This is a genomic window from Streptomyces sp. Inha503, from assembly GCF_047215865.1.
Classification (GTDB): domain Bacteria; phylum Actinomycetota; class Actinomycetes; order Streptomycetales; family Streptomycetaceae; genus Streptomyces; species Streptomyces lycopersici.
In genome coordinates this window covers 3,971,475-3,994,723 of sequence record NZ_CP178360.1, presented here as the reverse complement: position 1 = coordinate 3,994,723, position 23,249 = coordinate 3,971,475, and the positions used below count along the sequence as shown (strand labels likewise).

Below are 23,249 nucleotides of genomic sequence, written 5' to 3'. Positions count from 1 at the left end.
GGCGGGTATCACCCGTGGGTCGGCGGGATGGAGGAGGCTGGAATGGCGTGGACATGGCGGTTCGAGAAGTCCGACGGGGCGGAGACGAAGCCCGCGGTGCAGCCGGAGGAGTTCCCGACCCAGGGGGACGCGGAGTCGTGGATCGGCGAGGAGTGGCGGGAACTCCTCGAGGGAGGCGCGGAGCAGGTGACGCTCTTCGAGGACGGTAAGAAGATCTACGGCCCGATGAGCCTGCGCGCCGAGTAGGCGGAAGCGCGGGGTGGCGGTCCTGACCGCCACCCCATCCCGGCCCCGGATCAGCCGCGCACCCCGCACAGATGCAGCAGCGCCGCCACCGCCCGGTAGGGATCCGTACGGCCGGCCCGCTCCTCGGCCGCCAGCAGCCGCTCCCACTCCGGGGAGCCCGGCGGCTCCGCGTCGTCCGGGGCGAGGTCGGTGAAGACCCGCACGCCGTACCAGGCGCGCAGCGGCGCGCCGATCGCGGTGAGGGTCTCGGTCAGCTCCTCGCGCCGGTCGGCGCGCACCGGCAGCCCGATCCGGTTGGTGTACGAGGGGGAGTCGAAGGCGGCCAGCGCGGTGTCGAAGTCCCCGGCAAGACCGGGCCGCATCGCCAGCGCGTCACCGTTGCGCACCAGCAGCGAGAGCAGACCGCCGGGGGCCAGCACCCGGGCCAGCCCGGCGAGCAGCGGATCCGGTTCGGCCACGTACATCAGCACGCCGTGGCACAGCACCACATCGAAGGTGCCCGGCAGGAAGTGTGCCCCGGTCTCCCGGCCGTCGCCCTCGATCAGCCGCACACGTCGTCGAATGCCCTCGGGCTCGTCGGCGAGCGCGGTGCGGGCCGCCTCCAGCATGGTGGCGTCGGACTCCAGCCCCGTCACCTCATGGCCCGCGCGGGCCAGCCGCAGGGCCTGGGTGCCCTGGCCGACGCCCACGTCGAGCATCCGCAGCCGCTGCCCCACCGGGAAGCGCGCGGTGATCTGCTCATCGAGCTGGTGGGCGACCAGCGCCTGCCGGACGGTGTTCCGCAGGCCCCCGAGGTGGCGTAGCCAGCCGGCCGCCCCTCCGGTGAAGCCGGAGGGGGAGGGTTGGCCGCTCAGGGCCGCTCTCCGCGCTTGACCTGCGGCTTGGGCAGCCGCAGCCGGCGCATCTGGAGGGTGCGCATCAGGGCGTACGCCACCGCGCCGCGCAGATTCTCGTCGGGGTAGCGCTTGCGCAGCTGCCGCTTGAGCTGGACGCCGAGGACGAGGGAGTTGACCACGATGAGGACGATGACCACCATCCACACCAGCAGCACATAGCTCTGCATGGCGCCGGCCTGGATCATGCTCAGGACCAGGATGACCACCGCGAGCGGCAGGAAGTACTCGGCGACGGAGAACCGCGAGTCCACGAAGTCACGGGCGAACCGCCGCACCGGACCCTTGTCGCGGGCCGGCAGATACCGCTCGTCACCCCCGGCCAGCGCCTGGCGCTGCTTGGCCAGATCGGCGCGGCGGGCCTCGCGCGCACGCTTGGAGGCGTCCTTACGGTTGGTCGGCGTCTTCGCCAGGCTGCGGCGCTGCGACTGGGCCTCGCTCCGCTTGGGAGTGGGGCGGCCCTTGGGCGCCTGCGGGTCACGGGTCTGCTGCGGCTGGTCCGCGGTCACCTTGGTGGTAGCGGCCTGCTCATCCTTGGAACGGCTTCGGAACACAAAGCCCAAGGGTACGGGTTGCGGGGTGTGCGCCCCAGCCTCTGGGGGAACGATCAGGCAACGGAGTCCCGCCCTAATCGGGACACAGGGGGCGCACTCCTCCTTGCGCCGGAGGCTCCCACCGCCTGATCGTCCTGGAGGAGGAGCGCGAGCGCGCTCGAACAGTGCGGTAATGGAAGCAGGGCCCGTAGGCTGGGTCTGTTGGAGTGCCGGAGTCACACGTCCGTCAGAAGGGGGCGCGCGAGGCCCATGAGCGGTGTCATGAAGCGTATGGGGATGATCTTCCGCGCGAAGGCCAACAAGGCCCTGGACCGGGCCGAGGACCCGCGCGAAACCCTTGACTACTCGTACCAGAAGCAGCTGGAGCTGCTCCAGAAGGTGCGCCGCGGTGTCGCCGACGTGGCGACCTCGCGCAAGCGCCTGGAGCTTCAGCTCAACCAGTTGCAGGGCCAGTCCACCAAGCTGGAGGACCAGGGCCGCAAGGCGCTCGCGCTCGGCCGGGAGGACCTGGCCCGCGAGGCGCTGTCCCGCCGCGCCGCGCTACAGCAGCAGGTCACCGACCTGGAGACCCAGCACCAGACGCTCCAGGGCGAGGAGGAGAAGCTGACCCTGGCCGCCCAGCGGCTCCAGGCCAAGGTCGACGCCTTCCGTACGCGCAAGGAGACCATCAAGGCCACCTACACCGCGGCCCAGGCCCAGACCCGCATCGGCGAGGCGTTCTCCGGCATCTCCGAGGAGATGGGCGACGTCGGCATGGCGATCCAGCGTGCCGAGGACAAGACGGCGCAGCTCCAGGCGCGCGCGGGCGCGATCGACGAGCTGCTGGCCTCCGGCGCCCTGGACGACCAGTCCGGTATGGCCAAGGACGACATCGCGGCCGAGCTGGACCGGATCTCCGGCGGTACGGACGTGGAGCTTGAGCTTCAGCGGATGAAGGCCGAGCTGGCCGGCGGCAGCCCGCAGCAGGCGATCGAGGGCGGCAAGACGGACGAGTCCCAGCAGTCCCGGACCCAGCACAAGTTCGACAAGCAGTAGCCCGCGCCCCCGCCTGGGCGAGGTCTCCAAGGAGGTCGTCATGATCGTACGGATCATGGGGGAGGGCCAGGTGCGGGTGGCCGAGAGCCATCTGCCCGGACTGAACAGGCTCGACGACGAGCTGCTCGCGGAGATCGAGGGCGGCGATCACGAGGGCTTCCGGAGGACCCTGGGCGCGCTGCTCGGCGCGGTGCGCTCGGCCGGTGAGCCCCTGCCCGACGACGCGCTCCAGCCGTCCGAGCTGATCCTCCCCGCCGCCGACGCGACCCTCGAGGAAGTCAAGGCGATGCTCAAGGACGACGGCCTCATTCCGGGCTAGTGCGGCGCGCTCCCGGATCCACACTCCAGCACAGGTCGTACCTCCCCTCACCGGCCGGGTACGGGCCGCCCATGAAGCCGGGCGGTCTCCCGCGGCCCTTACCGTTGGATTCCGTGACTCCCCTCGCCGTCGGGCCGGGCCTGGCCCGTCCGCACCGCTGGCTGTGCGCCCACCCCCGTGCCCTGGACACCCTGGTGGCGCTGGGGGTCCTCGCGCTGATCCTGATCGGCGCGGTGGCCGGCCCGCGCATGCGCCACCAGTCACTGGGCGCCTTCTTCGTGCTGCTGGCCGTGCTCGCAGCCGCCTCGCTGGTGCTCCGCCGCGATCTGCCCCGCGGGGTGCTCGCCTTCAACGTCGCCCTCACCCTTACCGAGCTCATCACCAATGACGTGGGCCCGCCGCGCACCTCGATCGTGTTCGGGGTCGTGGTGGCGCTCTACACCGTGGCGGCCCGCACCGACCGCCCCACCACCTGGCGGGTCGGCGCCGCCACGGCCGTGCTGCTCACCGGCGCCGGGATGCTCTTCGCGCTCAACCCCTGGTACTCACAGGAGAATTGGGGCCTGTTCGCCTGGACCGGGCTGGCCGCGGCCGCCGGTGACGCGGTGCGCAGCCGGCGCGCCTATGTCGCCGCCATCGAGGAGCGGGCGGTACGCGCCGAACGCACCCGCGAGGAGGAGGCGCGCCGCCGGGTCGCCGAGGAGCGGCTGCGGATCGCCCGTGAGCTGCACGATGTCGTGGCGCATCACATCGCGCTGGTCAACGTCCAGGCCGGGGTCGCCTCCCATGTCATGGACAACCGCCCGGACCAGGCCAAGGAGGCGCTCGCACACGTACGGCAGGCGAGCCGCTCGGCGCTGGAGGAGCTGCGGGCCACGGTCGGCCTGCTGCGGCAGTACGGCGACCCGGCCGCCCCCACCGAACCGGCCCCCGGCCTCACCGTCCTGGACCAGCTCGTGGACGGCTTCGTACGGGCCGGGATGCGGGTCCGGGTCCGGGCGGAGCCGCCGGAGAAGCTGGGGCCGCTGCCGGGCTCGGTGGACCTCACGGCCTACCGGGTGGTCCAGGAGGCGCTGACCAATGTGCACAAGCACGCCGGACCCGGGGCCACGGCCGAGATCCGCATCGCCCGGGTCGCGGACGCGCTGGAGGTCACGGTCGAGGACGACGGGGCGGGGGCGCGGACCGAGGGCCCCGAGGAGGCGCCGGACGGCGCGGACGGAGCCGCGCGGCCCCGGGCGGACGGGACGGAGCCCGGCGGCGGACACGGCCTGCTGGGGATGCGCGAGCGGGTGACCGCGCTGCGCGGCAGCTGCGAGGCGGGAGCCCTGCCCGAGGGCGGTTTCCGGGTGCGGGTGAGACTTCCCTTGCAGCCGCGTAGGGGAGGGGACTCATGACGATCAAGGTGCTGCTGGCGGACGATCAGGCGCTGCTGCGCAGCGCGTTCCGCGTCCTGGTGGACTCCGAGCCGGACATGGAGGTGGTGGGCGAGGCGTCCGACGGGGCGGAGGCGGTGGACATCGCCCGGGCCCGGGGCGCCGACGTCGTCCTGATGGACATCCGGATGCCCGGTACGGACGGGCTGGCCGCCACCCGCATGATCACCGAGGACCCGCAGCTCAAGGACGTCCGGGTGGTCATGCTGACGACCTTCGAGGTGGACGAGTACGTGGTGGACTCGCTGCGGGCGGGGGCCAGCGGCTTCCTCGGCAAGGGCGCCGAACCCGATGAGCTGCTCGCGGCGATCCGCATCGCGGCGGCGGGCGAGGCGCTGCTGTCCCCGGCCGCGACCAAGGGGCTGATCGCCCGCTTCCTGGCCCAGGGCGATGGGAGCGGCGACGAGGACGCCTATGACTCCTCACGGCTGGACGCCCTGACCGTGCGCGAGCGGGAGGTTCTGGCCCAGGTGGGCGGCGGGCTGTCCAACGACGAGATCGCCGCCCGGCTGGCGGTCAGCCCGCTCACGGTCAAGTCGCATGTCAACCGCGCGATGGCCAAGCTGAGCGCCCGCGACCGCGCGCAGCTGGTGGTGATCGCCTACGAGACGGGGTTGGTCCGCGCGGGCACGTAGCGCTACCCGCCTGGGCTTTCCCCCACCCGCCCCTTCCCGAACCTGGGGCTCCGCCCCGAAGGGGCGCGGGGAACTGCGCGATCGGCCACGGTGGTGCCGCGGACGATCGACGGCAGGCCAGTGCCGGGGGCTGGGGCGGAGCCCCAGGTTCGGGAAGGGGCGGGTAGGGGACACAGCCCGCCGCAGGCGAACCGCGCCCCGCCTCCCATTGCCGGACGCTGCCTACGGCAGCATGAGCATCCGCTCCAGCGCCAGCTTGGCGAAGTGCTCGGTCTCCTTGTCGACCTGGATGCGATTGACCACCTTGCCGGCCACCAGCGACTCCAGCGCCCACACCAGATGCGGCAGATCGATCCGGTTCATGGTCGAGCAGAAGCAGACCGTCTTGTCGAGGAAGACAATCTCCTTGCCCTGGTCGGCGAAACGATTGGCCAGGCGCCGTACGAGGTTCAGCTCGGTGCCGATCGCCCACTTCGAACCGGCGGGGGCGGCCTCCAGGGCCTTGATGATGTACTCGGTCGAGCCCACGTAGTCGGCCGCCGCCACGACCTCGTGCTTGCACTCGGGGTGCACCAGCACGTTCACACCCGGTATGCGCTCGCGCACATCGTTGACCGAGTCCAGCGAGAAGCGGCCGTGCACCGAGCAGTGGCCGCGCCAAAGGATCATCGTGGCGGCGCGCAGCTGCTCGGGAGTGAGCCCGCCGTTCGGCTTGTGCGGGTTGTAGACGACGCAGTCCTCCAGCGACATGCCCATGTCGCGGACCGCCGTATTGCGCCCCAGGTGCTGATCGGGCAGGAACAGCACCTTCTGGCCCTGCTGGAACGCCCACTCCAGCGCCCGCCGGGCATTGGAGGAGGTGCAGATCGTGCCGCCGTGGCGACCGGTGAAGGCCTTGATGTCGGCGGAGGAGTTCATATACGAGACGGGCACCGTCACACCCGCCACACCGGCCTCGGTGAGCACCTCCCAGCACTCGGCGACCTGCTCGGCCGTGGCCATGTCGGCCATCGAGCAGCCGGCCGCCAGATCGGGGAGGACGACCTGCTGGGCGTCGCCCGTGAGGATGTCGGCGGACTCGGCCATGAAGTGCACACCGCAGAAGACGATGTACTCGGCGTCCGGCCGCGCGGCCGCGTCCCGGGCGAGCTTGAAGGAGTCCCCGGTGACATCCGCGAACTCGATGACCTCGTCGCGCTGGTAGTGGTGGCCGAGCACGAAGACCTTGTCCCCGAGCTTCTCCTTGGCCGCGTGGGCGCGAGCCACCAGATCCGGGTCGGAGGGCGCCGGGAGGTCTCCCGGACACTCCACACCGCGCTCGCTCCGGGGGTCGGCCTCCCGGCCGAGAAGCAGCAGAGCGAGCGGGGTCGGCTGCACGTCGAGGGGCTGGGCGGTGGTCACGTCACGCACCCTTCTTTCTTCGCTGGGAACCCTAATCGTCAGAATGACGCTATCTATCATAGCTCCTTCACGTCACGTTGACGAGAGGCATTGTGTCGATGTGACGCATTCCGGTGTGTCCGCCCGTATGCGAGCATGAAGGGCAACAGGAGATAGGCGCTTGGGCCCGGAATGAATCCGGGACGCCGTTGGTTTTTCCCAGCGGCAAGCAGTCCGTACGACCCGGGAGAGAAGCAGATGACCGTTCAGGACGAGACCACCGCGAGCGAGGGCATCATCCTGTCCGACGCCGCCGCGTCGAAGGTCAAGAGCCTGCTGGAGCAGGAGGGCCGTGACGACCTCGCGCTGCGCGTCGCCGTCCAGCCCGGCGGCTGCTCCGGCCTGCGCTACCAGCTCTTCTTCGACGAGCGCTCGCTCGACGGCGACGTCGTCAAGGACTTCGGCGGCGTGAAGGTCGTGACCGACCGCATGAGCGCCCCGTACCTGGGCGGTGCCTCGATCGACTTCGTCGACACCATCGAGAAGCAGGGCTTCACCATCGACAACCCGAACGCCACGGGCTCCTGCGCCTGCGGCGACTCCTTCAGCTGAGCCCCCGGGCGCGGCGGAGTAAACAGCACGGCGGAAGGGGGCGGGCCCACTGGGCCCGCCCCCTTCCGGCTGTCCTGAGTCCGGCTGTCCCGAACCGTTCGCTCACTTCCGCAGCGGCACCGTCTCACCGGTGGACCCGTCCACGACCTTCCGGCCGTCCAGCGGCTCCTTCAGCGTCACCTTCCGCTCCAGCTGCTTGGCGATGAGGATGCAGGCCCGCCCCGGATGCTTCGGCTTGCTCTTGAGGTCCAGCGTCACCTTGTCGGAGGTCTCCTTCGCGGAGACCGAGTAGGTGTTGCAGACCCCGCCCCAGAAGCGCAGCGTCAGGGTCTTGCCGTCCACGCTGTACGAGGTGAGGTGATCCGGCTTGGAGGTGCTGTCCCCCTTGCCCGGCGAGGGGGAGTGGCCCGGCTCCTTCGCCTTCTTGATGAACTCCGGCTTCACCGCGGGGTAGGGGAGGGTGACCGCCACCCGGTTGGTCCCGGTCGGCTTGGTCTCGAAGATCCACGACGGCACCAGCGCCCGCCGGCCGTCCACCATGTGCGAGGCGAGGCCGAACGTCACCTTGCGCACGCTCACCTTCCCCGAGGGGCCGTCGCTCCTGCCCGACGTCGAGTTCAGCCGCTGGAGCGCCTGCTCCGCGCCGAGCACCGGATAGCTGTCGTCCTCCTTGGGCTTCGACAGCGTCCCGCTGCCGCCGACCAGTTGGCCGTCGGCGCCGACCTGGAGATTGGTGCCCCAGCCGTAGGTGGGCAGATCGCCCACCTTGGGGTCCGCGTTCACCATCCGCACGGCGCCGTAGAGGCCGCTCGCGTCCAGCTTGGCGTCCGACAGCCCGAGCGCCTTGAGCACCGGCTCGGCGGCGCTCTGGGCCTTCTTCTCGGAGACGGCCTTGTCGCGGCCCTCGGCGGCGCGGTTGTCACCGCGCTTGTCGCCGTCGCGGTAGGTGGGGCAGCCCTTGTCGGTCTTGTCGGCCTCGTCCGCCCCGTCGCCCTTGTCGGTCCGGGCGCCCTGGGGCGCCTTCTTCCCGTCCGGGTGGACGCAGGAGGTGTCGCCCGGCGCCCCGTAGCGGGAGTACGACCAGCTGCCCGGCCCGGTCCGGCTCACCCGCAGCGTCGGGCCGCTCGCGTCCGGGGTGCCGCCCACCTTCCAGTACCCGTGGTCGGCGCGGGGGCTGCCGGAGACGTCCAGCGCCTTCGCCAGCCGCGCCACATCGGCCTTGGTGACCTTCGGGTCGGTCAGATACACCGGGGCCTTGTCGGGCCCGTCCGGCAGCTTGCCCGTCACCACATAGCGGCCGCCGTGCGGGTCGGGCTCACCGGGCGCGATGCCCTCGTTCCCGTCCCGCTCCCCGCCCGGGGAGGCGTAGGCGTCCAATGCGAGGGGTTTCGGCGATCCGTTCTCGCCCGACGCGCCCGGACCCCGGGTGCCGCCGTCCGCCGCGGTGGAGGCCCAATAGGCGCCGCCACCACCGGCGACCAGCACCGCTGCCGCCACCGAAACGACGGCCAGCGGCGAGCGCCGGCGCGCACGGGAAGTGTCGTCGTCGGGGGTCTGCGGGGTGTCGGTGTCCTCGGTGCTCACCGTTTCGCTCCTTCGGCTCCGCTCACGTTCTACGGTCCCATCCCTCGCGAGGAGATGCCGGTGAGACGGAGCCGGGGCGTGGCCGGTTCCTTCAATCGCCGTAGTCGGACATGCCGGCCAGCAGATCGGCCGAGGTGGCGGGTACCGTGATCCCCCGGATGCGGGAGGCGGCGACCGGGGAGACGGGCCTGGTGGGAGCGGCCGATACGGTGACCGCCCAGTGCGGCGCCATCCGCGCACCGTCGCCGCGCAGCTCCTCCAGATATTCGGGCTCGATGGCCCCGGTGGCGGGAAACGCGGGGGTGAGGTGCTGGGGCATGATGCCTCCCGGTCCTTGGGTGTCGCCGACGCGTCCCCCGTGTCCACGCACCGTATTCAGCTGGTGTCGGTGAAAAAAGACCTACTATTGGGTAGTTTCTTCCGTTCGTATGGACCGGGCCGAGCAGATAGCGTGAAGCGTCCGATCTCTCCGCCCCGCAGGAGCGACTCAGTGCGTATCGCCGTAACCGGCTCCATCGCCACCGACCATCTGATGTCCTTCCCCGGCCGTTTCGCCGATCAGCTGGTCGCCGATCAGCTGCATACGGTCTCACTCTCCTTCCTGGTCGACACCCTCGACGTCCGCCGCGGCGGAGTCGGCCCCAACATCTGTTTCGGTATGGGCGTGCTGGGTCTGCGCCCGATCCTGGTCGGCGCGGCCGGCGAGGACTTCGCCGACTACCGCGCCTGGCTGGACCGGCACGGTGTGGACACCGCGTCCGTCCATATCTCCGAGGTCCAGCACACCGCGCGGTTCGTCTGCACCACCGACGCCGACCACAACCAGATCGCGTCCTTCTACACCGGCGCCATGAGCGAGGCCCGCCAGATCGAGCTCCAGCCGGTCGCGGAGCGCGTCGGCGGCCTCGACCTGGTGCTGATCAGCGCGGACGACCCGGAGGCCATGGTCCGCCACACCGAGGAGTGCCGCTCGCGCGGCATCGCCTTCGCCGCCGACCCCTCCCAGCAGCTCGCCCGCATGGACGGGGAGGACATCCGGCTGCTGATCGGCGGCGCGGAGTACCTCTTCACCAATGAGTACGAGGCCGCGCTGATCGAGACCAAGACCGGCTGGACCGCGGACCAGATCCTCGCCAAGGTCGGCACCCGCGTCACCACGCTCGGCGCGCAGGGCGTGCGGATCGACCGCGAGGGCGAGGAGCCCGTGGTCGTCGGCTGCCCGGAGGAGCAGCAGAAGGCCGACCCGACCGGCGTCGGCGACGCCTTCCGCGCGGGCTTCCTCTCCGGTCTGTCCTGGAACCTCTCGCTGGAGCGGGCCGCGCAGGTGGGCTGCATGCTGGCGACGCTGGTCATCGAGACGGTCGGCACGCAGGAGTACGAGCTGCGCCGCGGCCACTTCATGGAGCGCTTCGCCAAGGCATACGGCCATGACGCGGCGGGCGAGATCGCGGCCCACCTCCCCTGAACCCGCGGAACGCCCAGGGGGCCCTCGGCCCCCTGGGCGCCGCCTTCCAGTCCCACCGGCGTTTGAAGCGGGGTCTGGGGCGGAGTCCCGCCTCCCAGCCCTCCGGCGTTTAGCGGGGTCTGGGGCGGAGTCCCGCCTTCCAGCCCCTCCGGCGTTTGAGGAGCGGGGTCTGGGGCGGAACCCCAGTTTCGGGAAGGGGCGGGGAGGGGAGCAGCCCGCCGCAGGCGTCACGCGCCCGCCGGACACCCCTAGACGCGGCGGCGCACTCGATAGGCCACGCCCCGATCGGCCGGCCCCTCGCCCTCATACGTCTGGCCACGCATCTCGCACCAGGCCGGGATGTCCAGCCGGGCCGCCTCGTCGTCGGCCAGGACCGTCACCACCCCGCCCACCGGCACCTCGCCGATCACCTTGGCCAGTTCGATCACCGGGATCGGGCACCGCTTGCCGAGCGAGTCGACGACCAGCTCGGGCTCGGGCTCGGGCTCGGGGGCCGCGTCGGCGGCGGTTTCGGGCCGCTTCGGCGCACCCAGGCGCTCCCGTACGCCCGCCACCACCCCCGGCAGCGCCTCCAGGAACCGGTCCACGTCCGCCCCGGCCGTACCGCGCGGGAGCGAGACCCGCACATTGCCCTCGGAGAGCACCCCCATGGCCCGCAGCACATGGCTCGGGGTCAGCGTGGAGGAGGTGCAGGAGGAACCGGACGAGACCGAGAACTCCGCGCGGTCCAGCTCATGGAGGAGCGCCTCTCCGTCGACATAGAGACAGGAGAAGGTCACCAGATGCGGCAGCCGCCGCTCCGGGTCGCCGACCACCTCGACATCCGGCACCAGCTCCGGCACCCGCGCCCGGATCCGCTCCACCAGCCCCCGCAGCCGCTCCGCCTCGGCGGCGCCCTCCGCCCGGACGGCCCGCAGCGAGGCGGCCGCGGCGACGATGGCGGGGAGGTTCTCGAACCCGGGGGAGCGGCCCGACTCCCGCTCGTCGGCGGGCTGGACCGTACGGAAGCGCACCCCCTTGCGCACCGCGAGCAGCCCCACCCCCGCAGGGCCGCCCCATTTATGGGCACTTGCGGTCAGAAGCGACCAATTGCCCTCCGTGGGGCCCCAGCCGAGCGACTGCGCCGCGTCCACCAGCAGCGGTACGTCCGCCGCCGCGCACTCCTCGGCGGCCTCGGCCACCGGCTGTACCGTGCCGACCTCATGGTTGGCGGACTGTAGACAGGCCAGCGCCACCCCGCCCGGGGCCTCCCGCAGGGCCGCCGCGTACGCATCCGGCGCGACCCGTCCCGTACGGTCCACCGGGACCTCGGTGACCGTGCCGCCGTCCGCCTCGTGCGCGGCCGCCGCGTGCAGCACCGAGGAGTGCTCCACGGCGGAGACGATCAGATGGCGACCGGCGCGCCGCCGTCCCGCGAGCGCCCCCGCGATGCCGTCGTGCACCGCGCGGGTCCCCGAAGGAGTGAAGACGAGCTCGTCCGGGCGGCACCCCACGGCCTCGGCGGCCGCCTCCCGCGCGGCGTCCAGCAGCAGCCGGGCCCGCCGCCCCTCCCGGTAGAGGCGCGAGGGGTCGGCCCACCCCTCGTCGAGCGCGGCGAGGAGCGCCTGCCGGGCGACGGGGTGCAGAGGAGCGGATGAGGCCGCGTCGAAGTAGGACACGTAAGGAACGCTAGTCGCCGGGACCGGCGAACGGGCGGCCACGGCCCCGCCTAGGATCGCACCGGCACCGGAGCCGGGATCGCACCGGCACCGGAGCCGGGATCGAACCGCCTCCGGAAACAGGGTCGCACCCGCCCGGAGCCGGGCCCGGACCGGGGCCGGAACCCCGCCCGGACCGGGGCCGGAACCCGGGCCGCGCCCGGCCGGAACAGGCCGCCGGAACCCGGGCCGCGCCTGGCCGGAACAGGCCGCCGGAGCCCGGGATTCCACCCCTTCGTGGAGCGCCCCGGCGCGTTGGGCACCCTCCCCGCGCGACCCCAAATGGCGTCCAGTAGGGTTTGGTCCGCATAAACATCCAAACCCCTGCCCGCACCGGGCCCGGCGACCGACCAGACAGACGGCCGCGGCCGACCGCGCGGGCGAGACTCTCGGGAAGGCGCTACGTGAGTCCCAACGGCTCCGACCGCTCGTCGCGGCGCCCGGTGCGGCGGAAGCTGCTGCAGGCGCTGGCCGCGGGCTTGGTCCTGGCGACCGCCACCGGTTGCACATCCAAGGACTTCCCCCGCCTCGGAATGCCTACCCCCGTCACGGAGGAGGCGCCGCGGATCCTCTCCCTGTGGCAGGGCTCGTGGGCGGCGGCGCTCGCCACGGGCGTCCTGGTCTGGGGCCTGATCATCTGGGCGGTCATCTTCCACCGTCGCAGCAGGACCAAGATCGAGGTTCCCGCGCAGACCCGGTACAACATGCCGATCGAGGCGCTGTACACCGTGGTCCCGATCATCATCGTCTCGGTGCTGTTCTACTTCACCGCACGCGATGAGAACGCGCTCCTCAAGACCTCCAAGAAGCCCGACCACGTGGTCAACGTGGTGGGCTACCAGTGGAGCTGGGGCTTCAACTACATGGAGAACGTGGACGGGTCCACCGCCACGCCCAAGCAGGAAGCCAAGGAGATCTCCGCGATCCCCAAGCGCATGCTGAACGCGGTCCCCAAGGGCGCCGAGGGCGTCTACGAGGCGGGCACGCCCGGTGAGCGGAACCCGCAGACCGGCAACCCGGGCCCGACCCTGTGGCTGCCGAAGGGCGAGTCGGTCCAGTTCATCCTGACGTCCCGCGATGTCATCCACTCGTTCTGGGTGGTCCCCTTCCTGATGAAGATGGACGTCATCCCGGGGCACACCAACCGTTTCGAGGTCACTCCGAACCGCGAGGGCACCTTCAAGGGCAAGTGCGCCGAGCTGTGCGGCGTCGACCACTCCCGGATGCTCTTCAACGTCAAGGTCGTGTCGCCGGAGCGTTACCAGCAGCACCTCAAGGAGCTGGCGAAGAAGGGCCAGACCGGCTACATCCCGGCGGGCATTGAGCAGACGGAAGCCGCCAAGAACGCGGAGACCAGGACATCGTGAGCATCCTCAACGAACCCCAGGGTGCCGGCACCGCCACCTCGCAAGAGCGGCAAGCGCCGGTACGTCGGAAGCAGCCGGGCAATGTCGTCGTCAAGTGGTTGACCACCACGGACCACAAGACGATCGGCACGCTCTACCTCGTCACGTCGTTCGCGTTCTTCTGCATCGGCGGCCTGATGGCGCTCTTCATGCGCGCCGAGCTGGCCCGTCCGGGTACGCAGATCATGTCGAACGAGCAGTTCAACCAGGCGTTCACCATGCATGGCACGATCATGCTGCTGATGTTCGCCACCCCGCTGTTCGCGGGCTTCACGAACTGGATCATGCCGCTCCAGATCGGTGCGCCCGATGTGGCGTTCCCGCGGCTGAACATGTTCGCGTACTGGCTGTACCTCTTCGGCTCGCTGATCGCGGTGGGCGGGTTCCTGACCCCGCAGGGCGCGGCCGACTTCGGCTGGTTCGCCTACTCCCCGCTGTCGGACGCGGTCCGCTCACCGGGTATCGGCGCGGACATGTGGATCATGGGTCTGGCCCTCTCCGGCTTCGGCACGATCCTCGGTGCGGTCAACTTCATCACCACGATCATCTGCATGCGCGCTCCGGGCATGACGATGTTCCGCATGCCGATCTTCACCTGGAACGTGCTGCTGACCGCGGTGCTGGTCCTGCTCGCCTTCCCGGTGCTGGCCGCCGCGCTGTTCGCCCTGGAGGCGGACCGTAAATTCGGGGCGCATGTCTTCGACGCGGCCAATGGCGGGGCGTTGCTCTGGCAACACCTCTTCTGGTTCTTCGGCCATCCAGAGGTGTACATCATCGCGCTGCCGTTCTTCGGCATCATTTCCGAGGTCATTCCGGTCTTCTCCCGGAAGCCGATGTTCGGTTACATCTCCCTGATCGCCGCGACCATTTCGATCGCCGGTCTCTCGGTGACGGTGTGGGCACACCACATGTATGTCACCGGCGGAGTGCTACTGCCGTTCTTCTCGTTCATGACGTTCCTCATCGCGGTGCCGACCGGTATCAAGTTCTTCAACTGGATCGGCACGATGTGGAAGGGGTCGCTGAGCTTCGAGACCCCGATGCTCTGGGCGATCGGCTTCCTGATCACCTTCACCTTCGGTGGTCTGACCGGTGTGATCCTGGCGTCGCCGCCGATGGACTTCCACGTCTCCGACTCGTACTTCGTGGTGGCCCACTTCCACTACGTGGTCTTCGGCACCGTGGTCTTCGCGATGTTCGCCGGGTTCCACTTCTGGTGGCCGAAGATGACCGGCAAGATGCTGGACGAGCGGCTCGGCAAGATCACCTTCTGGACGCTGTTCGTGGGCTTCCACGGCACGTTCCTGGTGCAGCACTGGCTGGGTGCCGAGGGCATGCCCCGCCGGTACGCCGACTACCTGGCGGCCGACGGCATCACCACGCTGAACACCATCTCGACCATCAGTTCCTTCCTGCTGGGCCTGTCGATCCTGCCGTTCCTCTACAACGTCTGGAAGACCGCCAAGTACGGCAAGAAGGTCGAGGTCGACGACCCCTGGGGCTACGGCCGTTCGCTGGAGTGGGCGACCTCCTGCCCGCCCCCGCGGCACAACTTCCTCACCCTGCCGCGGATCCGCTCCGAATCCCCGGCGTTCGACCTGCACCACCCGGAGATCGCGGCGCTGGACCAGCTCGAGAATCACGGTGCGCCCGACGATGACAAGGCCCTCGCGGGTGGTAAGGAGGCCGGCAAGTGAAGGTTCAAGGCCGGATGTTCATCTGGCTGGCCGTCTTCATCCTCGTCATGGCGATCGTCTATGGCGTGTGGTCGAAGGAGCCGGCCGGCACCACGGCGCTCTTCCTGGCCTTCGCGCTGAGCATCATGATCGGCTACTACCTGGCCTTCACGGCCCGCCGGGTGGATGTCGGCGCGCAGGACAACAAGGACGCGGATGTCGCGGACGACGCCGGCGAGCTGGGATTCTTCTCCCCGCACAGCTGGCAGCCGCTCTCCCTCGGCGTCGGTGGCGCCATGGCGTTCCTGGGCGTGATCTTCGGCTGGTGGCTGCTCTTCTTCTCGGCCCCGATCATCATGATCGGCCTCTTCGGCTGGGTCTTCGAGTACTACCGCGGCGAGAACGCCAACCAGTAGCCCTGACCGGCTGATACGAGCGGGGCCCGGACACCTCCCCCGGTGTCCGGGCCCCGCTCGGCGTCGTGGGCCCGCACGGGCCCGCCGGTTCACTCCGGTGCCTCACTCCGCGCGCCGTTCCCGGACACCGTTCTTACGTTGGCTCCATGAGCCACACACCTCGATCACTCAGAAGCCGGGCGGTGCTGACCTGCGCACTGCTGGTGGCGCCGCTGATAGCGGGTCTGAGCGGATGCGGGGGATCCCCCGACCCCCTGTCCGCCAAGCCGTACGACGCCGCCGACCAGATCTCGTTCAGCGGTGACGGCGACGGTCGTAAGGCCAACCCGGACAAGCCGCTCGAAGTGACGGCCAAGGACGACGACAGCCGGATCACGGATGTCACGGCCACCGACGCCGCGGGCCGCTACGTCCGGGGCGAGCTGACCGACGACGGCAGGCACTGGCGCAGCACCGTGCCGCTGGCCGCGGGCGCCCACTACACGCTGAAGGTGTCCACGGAGGACTCCAATGGCGCTCCGGGCCGCCGTACGGTCGACTTCACCACCAGCTCCGCCCACCGGCTGCTGAAGGTCACCTTCGGCCCCAAGGCGGGGGAGTACGGGGTGGGGCAGCCCATCACGGCCAAGCTGAGCCGGCCCGTCAAGGACCCCTCGGCCCGCGCCGTGATCGAGCGTGCCCTGAAGGTGGACTCACGGCCCGCGGTGGAGGGCGTCTGGCACTGGGTGGACAGCCGGAACCTGCACTACCGTCCGCAGGAGTACTGGCCCGCCCACGCCACCATCACGGTGCACTCCAACCTCAAGGGCATCCGGATCGGCGGCGGGCTCTACGGCGGCGAGGCCAAGTCGCTGCGGCTGACCACCGGCGACCGCCTCGAGGCCCTCACCGACTCCGGCACCCACCAGATGACGGTGAAGCGCAACGGAGTGCCGATCCGGACCATCCCGATCACCACCGGTATGCCCGGATTCGACACCCGGAACGGCATCAAGGTCATCCTGGCCAAGGAGTCCGCGGTACGGATGACGGGCGCCAGCATCGGGCTCGGCGCGGGCTCCTACGACCTGATGGTCTACTGGGCCGCCCGGGTCACCAAGAGCGGTGAATACGTCCATGCCGCGCCCTGGTCCACCGGTTCGCAGGGCTATGCCAACGTCAGCCACGGCTGCACGGGCATGAGCACCGCGAACGCCCAGTGGTTCTTCAACACCGTGCGCCTGGGGGACATCGTCCAGGTGGTGCACAGCAACGGAGACGACATGGCGACATTCGACAACGGCTACGGCGACTGGAACATGGCCTGGGCGGACTGGCGCAAGGGCAGCGCCGTCGCCTCCGGTCAGTCCGACGCCACCCCCGCCGACTCCGCCCGGCTCCGGCCCCAGGTCTGAGCGGACGGTGCGGACGGTGAGATCAGGCGCCCACGGCGAGCCGCTTGCGGAGCAGCCCGGCCAGCGCGTCCGCCAGGGCCACCGGGTCCACCGGATGCGTGACCGCGGCCTCCGCGCGGCTCCAGGTGGCCAGCCAGGCGTCCTGCGGGCGGCCGATGAGCAGCAGCACCGGCGGGCACTGGAAGATCTCGTCCTTGATCTGCCGGCAGACGCCCATCCCGCCCGCGGGCGCCGACTCACCGTCCAGCACACAGGCGTCGATGCCACCCTCCTCCAGCGCCGAGAGAACGGCCGGGAGAGTGGCGCACTCCAGGAACTCCACCGGGGGCACATCGGCGGCGGGGCGGCGCCCGGCCGCCAGGCGCACCTGCTCGCGGGTGCTCACGTCATCGCTGTAGACCAGCACCGTTGCGGTGGGCCGCATCATGACCTCCGGACGAAGTAAGTGATCTGCCGGGCTCCTGAGGCGGATGCTACTCCCGTACAGCCGTCCGGAGGAGGGGGTGTACGGATCTCTCCCTCCTTCGGGGGACTGTCCGGAACAGCCCCGACGAGCAGGGTCGATGTCCTTGACGCGGCCCTTGACACTCCGAACGGGACCCCCGGGAGTGAGCGCTGGATAAGCGACCGACATAATGTCGGTCGTGGCGACAGCAACAGCAGTAGAAACCGGGCACGCGCACCCGTCGGTCAACCGGCCGAACCTCACCAGCGTCGGAACCATCATCTGGCTGAGTTCCGAGCTGATGTTCTTCGCGGCCCTCTTCGCGATGTACTTCACCCTGCGATCGGTGACCGGAGCCGAGCACTGGAAGGAAATGGCGTCCTCGCTGAACTTCCCGTTCTCGGCGACGAACACCACGATCCTGGTGCTCTCCTCCCTCACCTGCCAGCTCGGCGTCTTCGCCGCCGAGCGCGGCGACGTGAAGAAGCTGCGCTCCTGGTTCGTGATCACCTTCATCATGGGCGCGATCTTCATCGGCGGTCAGATCTTCGAATACACCGAGCTGGTCAAGAAGGACGGGCTTTCGCTCTCCTCTGACCCCTACGGCTCGGTGTTCTACCTGACCACCGGCTTCCACGGACTGCATGTGACGGGCGGCCTGATCGCCTTCCTGCTGGTCCTGGGCAGGACGTACGCGGCCAAGAGGTTCACCCACCAGCAGGCGACGGCGGCCATCGTCGTGTCCTATTACTGGCACTTCGTCGATGTCGTCTGGATCGGCCTCTTCGCCACGATCTACATGATCAAGTAAGCCGGTCACCGCACCGGAACCACGTCCTTAACAGCATCGACGCAGAAGATCCTGACACCGGGGTAATCCGTGAAAAAGCTCTCCGCACGACGGCGCCATCCGCTGGCTGCGCTCGTCGTCCTACTCTTCGCGCTGGCGGTCACTGGGGGGCTGTACGCCGCGTTTTCGCCGAGCGAGGCGAAGGCCGACGACAGCTCCGCCCAGTCCCTCGCCATCGAGGAGGGCAAGAAGCTCTATGCCGTCGGCTGCGCCAGCTGCCACGGCACGGGCGGTCAGGGGACCTCTGACGGCCCGAGCCTGGTCGGCGTCGGCTCCGCCGCCGTGGACTTCCAGGTCGGCACCGGCCGCATGCCGGCGCAGCAGCCGGGCGCCCAGGTGCCGAAGAAGAAGAAGGTCTACTCGGACGCCGAGACCGAGCAGCTCGCGGCCTACATCGCGTCGCTCGGTGCGGGTCCGGTGACGCCCACCAAGAGCGAGTACAGCCCGGACGGCGCGGACGTCGCGAAGGGCGGGGAGCTCTTCCGTACGAACTGCGCGCAGTGCCACAACTTCGCCGGTAAGGGTGGTGCCCTCACCAACGGCAAGTTCGCGCCGGCTCTCGACGGGGTCAGCCCCAAGCATCTCTACGAGGCCATGCAGACCGGCCCGCAGAACATGCCCTCCTTCCCCGACACCGTGATGCCGGAGAAGAACAAGCAGGACATCATCGCCTACCTCGACACGGTCAACAGCGACAAGAGCAAGACCCCCGGTGGTCTTGAGCTCGGCGGGCTCGGCCCGGTGAGCGAGGGTCTGTTCGGCTGGGTCTTCGGCATGGGCGCGATGATCGTCCTCACCATCTGGGTCGCCGCCCGGACCGCAAAGGCCAAGAAGTCATGAGTAGCCACGAGATTTCAGAAGCAGAAGACAAGCTGCCGGAAGCGCGGGGGGCCGGGAGCGCCGTAAGGCCGGCCGACGACCCGTTCGCCGACCCGGGGCTGCCCCCGCACGAGCACCGTAAGCAGGACATCGACGAGCGGGCCGCGAAGCGCTCCGAGCGCACCGTCGCCCTGCTCTTCACGGTCTCGATGCTGGCCACGATCGCCTTCATCGCCGCGTATGTGGCACTCCCGGTCGACAAGTACATCTACGTCTTCCCGATCGGGCACATCAGCGCGCTGAACTTCGCGCTGGGGCTGACGCTCGGCATCGCGCTGTTCACCATCGGCGCGGGCGCGGTCCACTGGGCCCGCACCCTGATGTCCGATGAGGAGATCGCCGACGAGCGCCACCCCATCGAGGCCAGCCCCGAGGTCAAGTCGAAGGTCCTCGAGGAGTTCGCCACCGGTGCCAAGGAGTCCGGCTTCGGCCGGCGCAAGCTGGCCCGCAACACCCTCTTCGGCGCGCTCGCGCTGGTGCCGCTCTCCGGCATCGTGCTGCTGCGCGACCTCGGTCCGCTGCCGGGCACCAAGCTCCGGCACACCAGGTGGGCCAAGGGCAAGCGGCTGATGAACTACAACACCATGCAGCCGCTGCGCCCCGAGGACATCTCCGTGGGTTCGCTCACCTTCGCCATGCCCGAGGGCATGAGCGAGGAGCAGCACGACTTCCAGACGGAGATCGCCAAGGCGGCCCTGATGCTGGTCCGGCTCCAGCCGGAGAACATCAAGGACAAGCGCGAACTGGACTGGTCGCACGAGGGCATCGTCGCGTTCTCCAAGATCTGCACCCACGTCGGCTGCCCGATCAACCTCTATGAGCAGCAGACCCACCACGTCCTGTGCCCCTGCCACCAGTCGACCTTCGACCTCTCCGACGGTGGCCGAGTGATCTTCGGTCCGGCCGGTCACGCGCTGCCGCAGCTGCGGATCAGGGCCAACGACCAGGGGTACCTCGAAGCCATGGGCGACTTCTCGGAGCCCGTCGGTCCTGCTTACTGGGAGCGCGGATGAGTACTACAAGCGACAGCGCCGCGCAGCGCCGGGGCAAAGCGCCCGCGGGTGAGCGCGTCGCGGACTGGGCCGATGGCCGGCTGGGCATCTACAGCCTGGCCAAGGCCAATATGCGCAAGATCTTCCCGGACCACTGGTCCTTCATGCTGGGCGAGGTCTGCCTCTACAGCTTCATCGTCATCATCCTCACGGGTGTGTACCTGACGCTGTTCTTCCACCCCAGCATGTCGGAGGTCGTCTACGAGGGCCCGTACGTCCCGATGCAGGGCGTGCGGATGTCCGAGGCGTTCCAGTCGACCCTCGACATCAGCTTCGAGGTGCGGGGCGGTCTGCTGATCCGGCAGATCCACCACTGGGCCGCGCTGGTCTTCCTCGCCGGCATGTTCACGCACATGATGCGCGTGTTCTTCACCGGTGCATTCCGCAAGCCGCGTGAGATCAACTGGCTGTTCGGCTTCCTGCTGTTCTTCCTCGGCATGCTGACCGGCTTCACCGGCTACTCGCTCCCCGACGACCTGCTCTCCGGCACCGGTCTGCGGTTCATCGAGGGTGTGTTCCTGTCGATCCCGGTGGTCGGCACGTACATCTCGATGTTCGTCTTCGGTGGCGAGTTCCCCGGTACGGACCTCATCGCGCGGCTCTACCCGGTCCATGTCCTGCTGCTGCCGGGCATCATGCTCGGCCTGCTGGTGGCGCACCTGATCCTGGTCTTCTACCACAAGCACACGCAGTACCCCGGGGCCGGAAAGACCGAGAAGAACGTCGTCGGCATGCCCCTGCTGCCGGTCTACATGGCCAAGGCGGGCGGCTTCTTCTTCCTGGTCTTCGGTGTGATCGCGGTCCTCTCCGCGGTCGCGACCATCAACCCGATCTGGACCATCGGCCCCTACCGGCCCGACCAGGTGTCCACCGGCGCCCAGCCCGACTGGTACATGGGCTTCGCCGAGGGTCTGGTCCGTGTGATGCCCGGCTGGGAGATCACCGCCTGGGGCCACACGCTCGTCCTGGGCGTGTTCATCCCGATCGTGCTCTTCCCACTGGTCCTGTTCGCGATCGGGCTCTACCCGTTCATCGAGTCCTGGATCACCGGCGACAAGCGTGAGCACCACATCCTGGACCGCCCGCGCAACGCCCCGACCCGTACTGCCTTCGGTGTCGCCTGGATCACCGCGTACTTCGTGATGCTGGTCGGTGGCGGTAACGACCTGTGGGCCACCCACTTCCACCTGTCGATCAACTCGATCACGTGGTTCGTGCGGATCGCCTTCTTCGTCGGCCCGGTCCTGGCGTTCATCGCCACCAAGCGGATCTGCCTCGGCCTCCAGCGGCGCGACAAGGACAAGGTGCTGCACGGCCGGGAGACCGGCATCATCAAGCGGCTGCCGCACGGTGAGTTCATCGAGGTACACGAGCCGCTCCCGCAGGACCAGCTGCACGCGCTCACCCAGCACGAGCAGCCGGAGCCCTACGAGATCGGCCCGGAGGTCGACGAGAACGGGGTCAAGCGGAAGATAAAGCGTTCCCAGAAGCTCCGTTCGAAGCTCTCCAAGGGCTACTACGGTGGGGACAACGTCATTCCGAAGCCGACCCGCGAGGAGTACCACGAGATCACCAGCGGCCACGGCCACCACTGATCTCCCGGTACCTCCTCAGCGACCGGTTTCTGCATACAGCGACATAAAGCGACGCCACAGACCAGGGCCCCGGCCCGGACCACACGGTCCGGCCGGGGCCCCGGCCGTGCGGCCGATAGGCTTGCGACGGGCCGCTGAAGTGCGCGGACCCCTTCCCTGCCCACCCCCACGGATCCAGGAGCGGACCATGGACGTTGTGACCCCCGCCGGAGGCGACAGCACCGCGACGGCCCGCACCTGGCCGGACGTACTGAGCTCGCTGATCGCCGGCCGTGACCTCGATGCCGACGACACGGCCTGGGCCATGGACCGGATCATGCGGGGCGAGGCCACCGACGCCCAGATCGCCGGTTTCGCGATCGCGCTGCGCGCCAAGGGCGAGACGGTCTCCGAGGTGGCCGGTCTGGTGCGGGCCATGTACGAGCACGCCCGGGTGATCGAGGTGCCCGGGGAGACCGTGGACATCGTGGGCACCGGCGGCGACCGCGCCAGGACCGTGAACATCTCCACCATGTCCGCGCTGGTCGTCGCCGGTACCGGCGCACGGGTGGTCAAGCACGGCAACCGCGCCGCGTCCTCCGCCAGTGGCGCCTCCGATGTGCTGGAGAAGCTCGGGGTCAATCTGGACATCACCCCCGAACGGGTGGTCGAGGTCGCCGAGGAGGCCGGGATCACCTTCTGCTTCGCGGTGAAGTTCCACCCTTCGCTGCGGCATGTCGCCTCGGCCCGCCGCGAGCTGGGCGTCGCCACCCCGTTCAACCTGCTCGGCCCGCTGACCAACCCGGCGAAGGTCACCTGCCAGGCGACCGGGGTCGCCGACGCCCGTATGGCGCCCATCATCGCCGGGGTGCTGGCCGAGCGAGGCTCCTCCGCGCTGGTCGTCCGGGGTGACGACGGGCTGGACGAGCTCACCGTGACCACGACCTCCCAGGTGTGGGAGGTCCGGGACGGCGCCGTGCGCCAGGAGACCTTCGACCCCCGGGACGTGGGCGTCGAGCGCGCCCCCGTGGAGGCTCTGCGCGGCGCTGACGCCTCGTACAACGCCGATGTGGCCCGCCGGCTGCTGGCGGGCGAGCGGGGCCCGGTCCGGGACGCGGTACTGCTGAACTCGGCGGCGGCGCTGGTGGCGCTCGAGCGGAACCCGGGGGACAAGCCCCTGACGGACCGGATCGGGGCGGGTGTCGCGCGGGCCGCCGAGTCGATCGACTCGGGCGCGGCGCGGGACGTCCTGGAGCGATGGGTCCGGGCCACCCACGCGTAGGGGGTTCGGCGGGTCTTGGCGGCTGCGGCGGGGAGGGGAAAGTTCCGCGGGCCCCTTACGGCGCCCATGGTCTGTCCGGGATGCGGACAGGGCATGGGCGCCGGCGTCTGACATGGCATACTCCTGCCCAGGTCACGAGCGACAGCGACTACGGCCCCGGCCCGCTGTCCGGCAACCCTCCGTCCGTGGCGGGGTGCCCCGGGTGATGACCAGGCCGCCAGGCAGCGAGGCCGGCGGCAAGCGCGGACCCCTCGCACTAGGGGTCCTGGTGGTCGAGGGAGTTCTTCCGTGATGCAGCGAATGCGCTAGGGCCGAGCGGCCCCGTCTCTCCTCAATGTGCTCCGCGCGGTGCGGCCGTGCGTCGAGCGACTTTCCGCGCCCTTACGGCTGGCTCGTCGCCGCCGTCTCCGTGCGCGTCA

The 23,249-nt window shown here is 69.8% G+C and carries 23 protein-coding genes and 1 riboswitch; of the genes, 16 read left to right on the top strand and 7 right to left on the bottom strand.

What is annotated here, in order from left to right; translation table 11 throughout:
• Window positions 1-42 precede the first annotated feature (42 nt).
• Window positions 43-246 carry a hypothetical protein gene (locus tag ACJX2R_RS16525; protein WP_020871990.1) on the top strand — a complete coding sequence of 68 codons (204 nt, stop codon included), beginning with the start codon at window positions 43-45 and terminating at the stop codon, window positions 244-246.
• 50 nt (window positions 247-296) lie between these two features.
• On the opposite strand, the gene ACJX2R_RS16520 is transcribed toward ACJX2R_RS16525, so the two are convergent.
• A complete protein-coding gene (locus ACJX2R_RS16520; RefSeq protein WP_413105874.1) occupies window positions 297-1,031 on the bottom strand; it encodes a methyltransferase domain-containing protein in 735 nt (244 codons plus the stop codon).
• A gap of 65 nt (window positions 1,032-1,096) precedes the next feature.
• Window positions 1,097-1,693: a DUF3043 domain-containing protein gene (locus ACJX2R_RS16515; protein ID WP_413100713.1), complete on the bottom strand. Its 597-nt coding sequence runs from the start codon at window positions 1,691-1,693 to the stop codon at window positions 1,097-1,099.
• A 249-nt stretch (window positions 1,694-1,942) separates the two neighbouring features.
• On the opposite strand from ACJX2R_RS16515, the gene ACJX2R_RS16510 reads away from it, so the two are divergent.
• The 4 genes from ACJX2R_RS16510 (at window position 1,943) to ACJX2R_RS16495 (ending at window position 5,118) form a co-directional block, all read left to right on the top strand.
• Window positions 1,943-2,728: a PspA/IM30 family protein gene (locus ACJX2R_RS16510; RefSeq protein ID WP_185058022.1), complete on the top strand. Its 786-nt coding sequence runs from the start codon at window positions 1,943-1,945 to the stop codon at window positions 2,726-2,728.
• Between the two features lie 40 nt (window positions 2,729-2,768).
• A complete protein-coding gene (pspAA, locus tag ACJX2R_RS16505) occupies window positions 2,769-3,047 on the top strand; it encodes a PspA-associated protein PspAA (protein ID WP_191067286.1) in 279 nt (92 codons plus the stop codon).
• Window positions 3,048-3,151: 104 nt separating this feature from the next.
• A complete protein-coding gene (locus tag ACJX2R_RS16500) occupies window positions 3,152-4,444 on the top strand; it encodes a sensor histidine kinase (protein WP_413100712.1) in 1,293 nt (430 codons plus the stop codon).
• The gene (locus ACJX2R_RS16495) at window positions 4,441-5,118 is read left to right on the top strand and encodes a response regulator (RefSeq protein WP_413100711.1); all 678 of its coding nucleotides are present in this window, start codon (window positions 4,441-4,443) and stop codon (window positions 5,116-5,118) included. The genes ACJX2R_RS16500 and ACJX2R_RS16495 overlap by 4 nt, the downstream gene beginning before the upstream one ends.
• Before the next feature lie 222 nt (window positions 5,119-5,340).
• Here the strand turns inward: ACJX2R_RS16495 and nadA are convergent, their stop codons facing one another.
• Window positions 5,341-6,519, bottom strand: coding sequence for a quinolinate synthase NadA (nadA, locus tag ACJX2R_RS16490; RefSeq protein WP_413100710.1), 1,179 nt, complete (start codon window positions 6,517-6,519; stop codon window positions 5,341-5,343).
• 237 nt (window positions 6,520-6,756) lie between these two features.
• Here nadA and ACJX2R_RS16485 point away from each other — a divergent pair, with 237 nt between their 5' ends.
• Window positions 6,757-7,110: a HesB/IscA family protein gene (locus tag ACJX2R_RS16485; protein ID WP_020871998.1), complete on the top strand. Its 354-nt coding sequence runs from the start codon at window positions 6,757-6,759 to the stop codon at window positions 7,108-7,110.
• Window positions 7,111-7,212: 102 nt separating this feature from the next.
• On the opposite strand, the gene ACJX2R_RS16480 is transcribed toward ACJX2R_RS16485, so the two are convergent.
• Together ACJX2R_RS16480 and ACJX2R_RS16475 are read right to left on the bottom strand one after the other, a co-directional pair.
• Entirely contained in the window at window positions 7,213-8,694 is a 1,482-nt protein-coding gene (locus ACJX2R_RS16480; RefSeq protein WP_413100709.1) for a hypothetical protein, read from the bottom strand.
• A gap of 91 nt (window positions 8,695-8,785) precedes the next feature.
• Entirely contained in the window at window positions 8,786-9,013 is a 228-nt protein-coding gene (locus ACJX2R_RS16475) for a hypothetical protein (RefSeq protein ID WP_413100708.1), read from the bottom strand.
• Window positions 9,014-9,184: 171 nt separating this feature from the next.
• Here ACJX2R_RS16475 and ACJX2R_RS16470 point away from each other — a divergent pair, with 171 nt between their 5' ends.
• Window positions 9,185-10,159 carry a carbohydrate kinase family protein gene (locus tag ACJX2R_RS16470; protein ID WP_413100707.1) on the top strand — a complete coding sequence of 325 codons (975 nt, stop codon included), beginning with the start codon at window positions 9,185-9,187 and terminating at the stop codon, window positions 10,157-10,159.
• 248 nt (window positions 10,160-10,407) lie between these two features.
• Here the strand turns inward: ACJX2R_RS16470 and ACJX2R_RS16465 are convergent, their stop codons facing one another.
• Window positions 10,408-11,817 (bottom strand): cysteine desulfurase/sulfurtransferase TusA family protein, encoded by a 1,410-nt coding sequence (locus ACJX2R_RS16465; protein ID WP_413100706.1) that lies wholly within the window; start codon window positions 11,815-11,817, stop codon window positions 10,408-10,410.
• A 443-nt stretch (window positions 11,818-12,260) separates the two neighbouring features.
• Between ACJX2R_RS16465 and coxB the strand changes: the two genes are divergently transcribed.
• The 4 genes from coxB to ACJX2R_RS16445 all read left to right on the top strand — a co-directional run bounded on the left by coxB (window position 12,261) and on the right by ACJX2R_RS16445 (window position 16,748).
• Window positions 12,261-13,223: a cytochrome c oxidase subunit II gene (gene coxB / locus ACJX2R_RS16460; RefSeq protein WP_413100705.1), complete on the top strand. Its 963-nt coding sequence runs from the start codon at window positions 12,261-12,263 to the stop codon at window positions 13,221-13,223.
• On the top strand, window positions 13,220-14,959 hold the full coding sequence (gene ctaD / locus ACJX2R_RS16455; protein WP_262701466.1) for a cytochrome c oxidase subunit I: 1,740 nt from the start codon (window positions 13,220-13,222) through the stop codon (window positions 14,957-14,959). The genes coxB and ctaD overlap by 4 nt, the downstream gene beginning before the upstream one ends.
• Window positions 14,956-15,354: a cytochrome c oxidase subunit 4 gene (locus ACJX2R_RS16450; protein ID WP_413100704.1), complete on the top strand. Its 399-nt coding sequence runs from the start codon at window positions 14,956-14,958 to the stop codon at window positions 15,352-15,354. Before ctaD ends, ACJX2R_RS16450 begins: the two co-directional genes overlap by 4 nt.
• Before the next feature lie 146 nt (window positions 15,355-15,500).
• On the top strand, window positions 15,501-16,748 hold the full coding sequence (locus tag ACJX2R_RS16445) for a L,D-transpeptidase (RefSeq protein ID WP_262701464.1): 1,248 nt from the start codon (window positions 15,501-15,503) through the stop codon (window positions 16,746-16,748).
• A gap of 22 nt (window positions 16,749-16,770) precedes the next feature.
• Here the strand turns inward: ACJX2R_RS16445 and ACJX2R_RS16440 are convergent, their stop codons facing one another.
• Entirely contained in the window at window positions 16,771-17,172 is a 402-nt protein-coding gene (locus ACJX2R_RS16440) for a hypothetical protein (RefSeq protein WP_037949235.1), read from the bottom strand.
• 211 nt (window positions 17,173-17,383) lie between these two features.
• On the opposite strand from ACJX2R_RS16440, the gene ACJX2R_RS16435 reads away from it, so the two are divergent.
• The 5 genes from ACJX2R_RS16435 (at window position 17,384) to trpD (ending at window position 22,830) form a co-directional block, all read left to right on the top strand.
• Window positions 17,384-18,004 (top strand): heme-copper oxidase subunit III, encoded by a 621-nt coding sequence (locus ACJX2R_RS16435; protein ID WP_069869327.1) that lies wholly within the window; start codon window positions 17,384-17,386, stop codon window positions 18,002-18,004.
• Between the two features lie 69 nt (window positions 18,005-18,073).
• Window positions 18,074-18,883, top strand: a complete 810-nt coding sequence (locus tag ACJX2R_RS16430; RefSeq protein ID WP_413100703.1) for a c-type cytochrome — start codon at window positions 18,074-18,076, stop codon at window positions 18,881-18,883.
• Window positions 18,880-19,935, top strand: a complete 1,056-nt coding sequence (locus tag ACJX2R_RS16425; protein ID WP_413100702.1) for a Rieske 2Fe-2S domain-containing protein — start codon at window positions 18,880-18,882, stop codon at window positions 19,933-19,935. The genes ACJX2R_RS16430 and ACJX2R_RS16425 overlap by 4 nt, the downstream gene beginning before the upstream one ends.
• The gene (locus ACJX2R_RS16420; RefSeq protein WP_262701462.1) at window positions 19,932-21,569 is read left to right on the top strand and encodes a cytochrome b; all 1,638 of its coding nucleotides are present in this window, start codon (window positions 19,932-19,934) and stop codon (window positions 21,567-21,569) included. Before ACJX2R_RS16425 ends, ACJX2R_RS16420 begins: the two co-directional genes overlap by 4 nt.
• Before the next feature lie 187 nt (window positions 21,570-21,756).
• Window positions 21,757-22,830 carry an anthranilate phosphoribosyltransferase gene (trpD, locus tag ACJX2R_RS16415; protein ID WP_413100701.1) on the top strand — a complete coding sequence of 358 codons (1,074 nt, stop codon included), beginning with the start codon at window positions 21,757-21,759 and terminating at the stop codon, window positions 22,828-22,830.
• A gap of 130 nt (window positions 22,831-22,960) precedes the next feature.
• Window positions 22,961-23,079, top strand: a riboswitch (SAM riboswitch).
• Window positions 23,080-23,249 lie beyond the last annotated feature (170 nt).

What these genes read in the sequence shown, in the direction of transcription:
- ACJX2R_RS16525 (WP_020871990.1), top strand. Translation starts at nt 43, where the DNA reads ATGGCGTGGACATGGCGGTTCGAGAAGTCCGACGGGGCGGAGACGAAG.
- ACJX2R_RS16510 (WP_185058022.1), top strand. Translation starts at nt 1,943, where the DNA reads ATGAGCGGTGTCATGAAGCGTATGGGGATGATCTTCCGCGCGAAGGCC.
- pspAA (WP_191067286.1), top strand. Translation starts at nt 2,769, where the DNA reads ATGATCGTACGGATCATGGGGGAGGGCCAGGTGCGGGTGGCCGAGAGC.
- ACJX2R_RS16495 (WP_413100711.1), top strand. Translation starts at nt 4,441, where the DNA reads ATGACGATCAAGGTGCTGCTGGCGGACGATCAGGCGCTGCTGCGCAGC.
- ACJX2R_RS16485 (WP_020871998.1), top strand. Translation starts at nt 6,757, where the DNA reads ATGACCGTTCAGGACGAGACCACCGCGAGCGAGGGCATCATCCTGTCC.
- ACJX2R_RS16475 (WP_413100708.1), bottom strand. Translation starts at nt 9,013, where the DNA reads ATGCCCCAGCACCTCACCCCCGCGTTTCCCGCCACCGGGGCCATCGAG.
- ACJX2R_RS16445 (WP_262701464.1), top strand. Translation starts at nt 15,501, where the DNA reads ATGAGCCACACACCTCGATCACTCAGAAGCCGGGCGGTGCTGACCTGC.
- ACJX2R_RS16440 (WP_037949235.1), bottom strand. Translation starts at nt 17,172, where the DNA reads ATGCGGCCCACCGCAACGGTGCTGGTCTACAGCGATGACGTGAGCACC.
- ACJX2R_RS16435 (WP_069869327.1), top strand. Translation starts at nt 17,384, where the DNA reads ATGTCGGTCGTGGCGACAGCAACAGCAGTAGAAACCGGGCACGCGCAC.
- ACJX2R_RS16425 (WP_413100702.1), top strand. Translation starts at nt 18,880, where the DNA reads ATGAGTAGCCACGAGATTTCAGAAGCAGAAGACAAGCTGCCGGAAGCG.
- ACJX2R_RS16420 (WP_262701462.1), top strand. Translation starts at nt 19,932, where the DNA reads ATGAGTACTACAAGCGACAGCGCCGCGCAGCGCCGGGGCAAAGCGCCC.
- trpD (WP_413100701.1), top strand. Translation starts at nt 21,757, where the DNA reads ATGGACGTTGTGACCCCCGCCGGAGGCGACAGCACCGCGACGGCCCGC.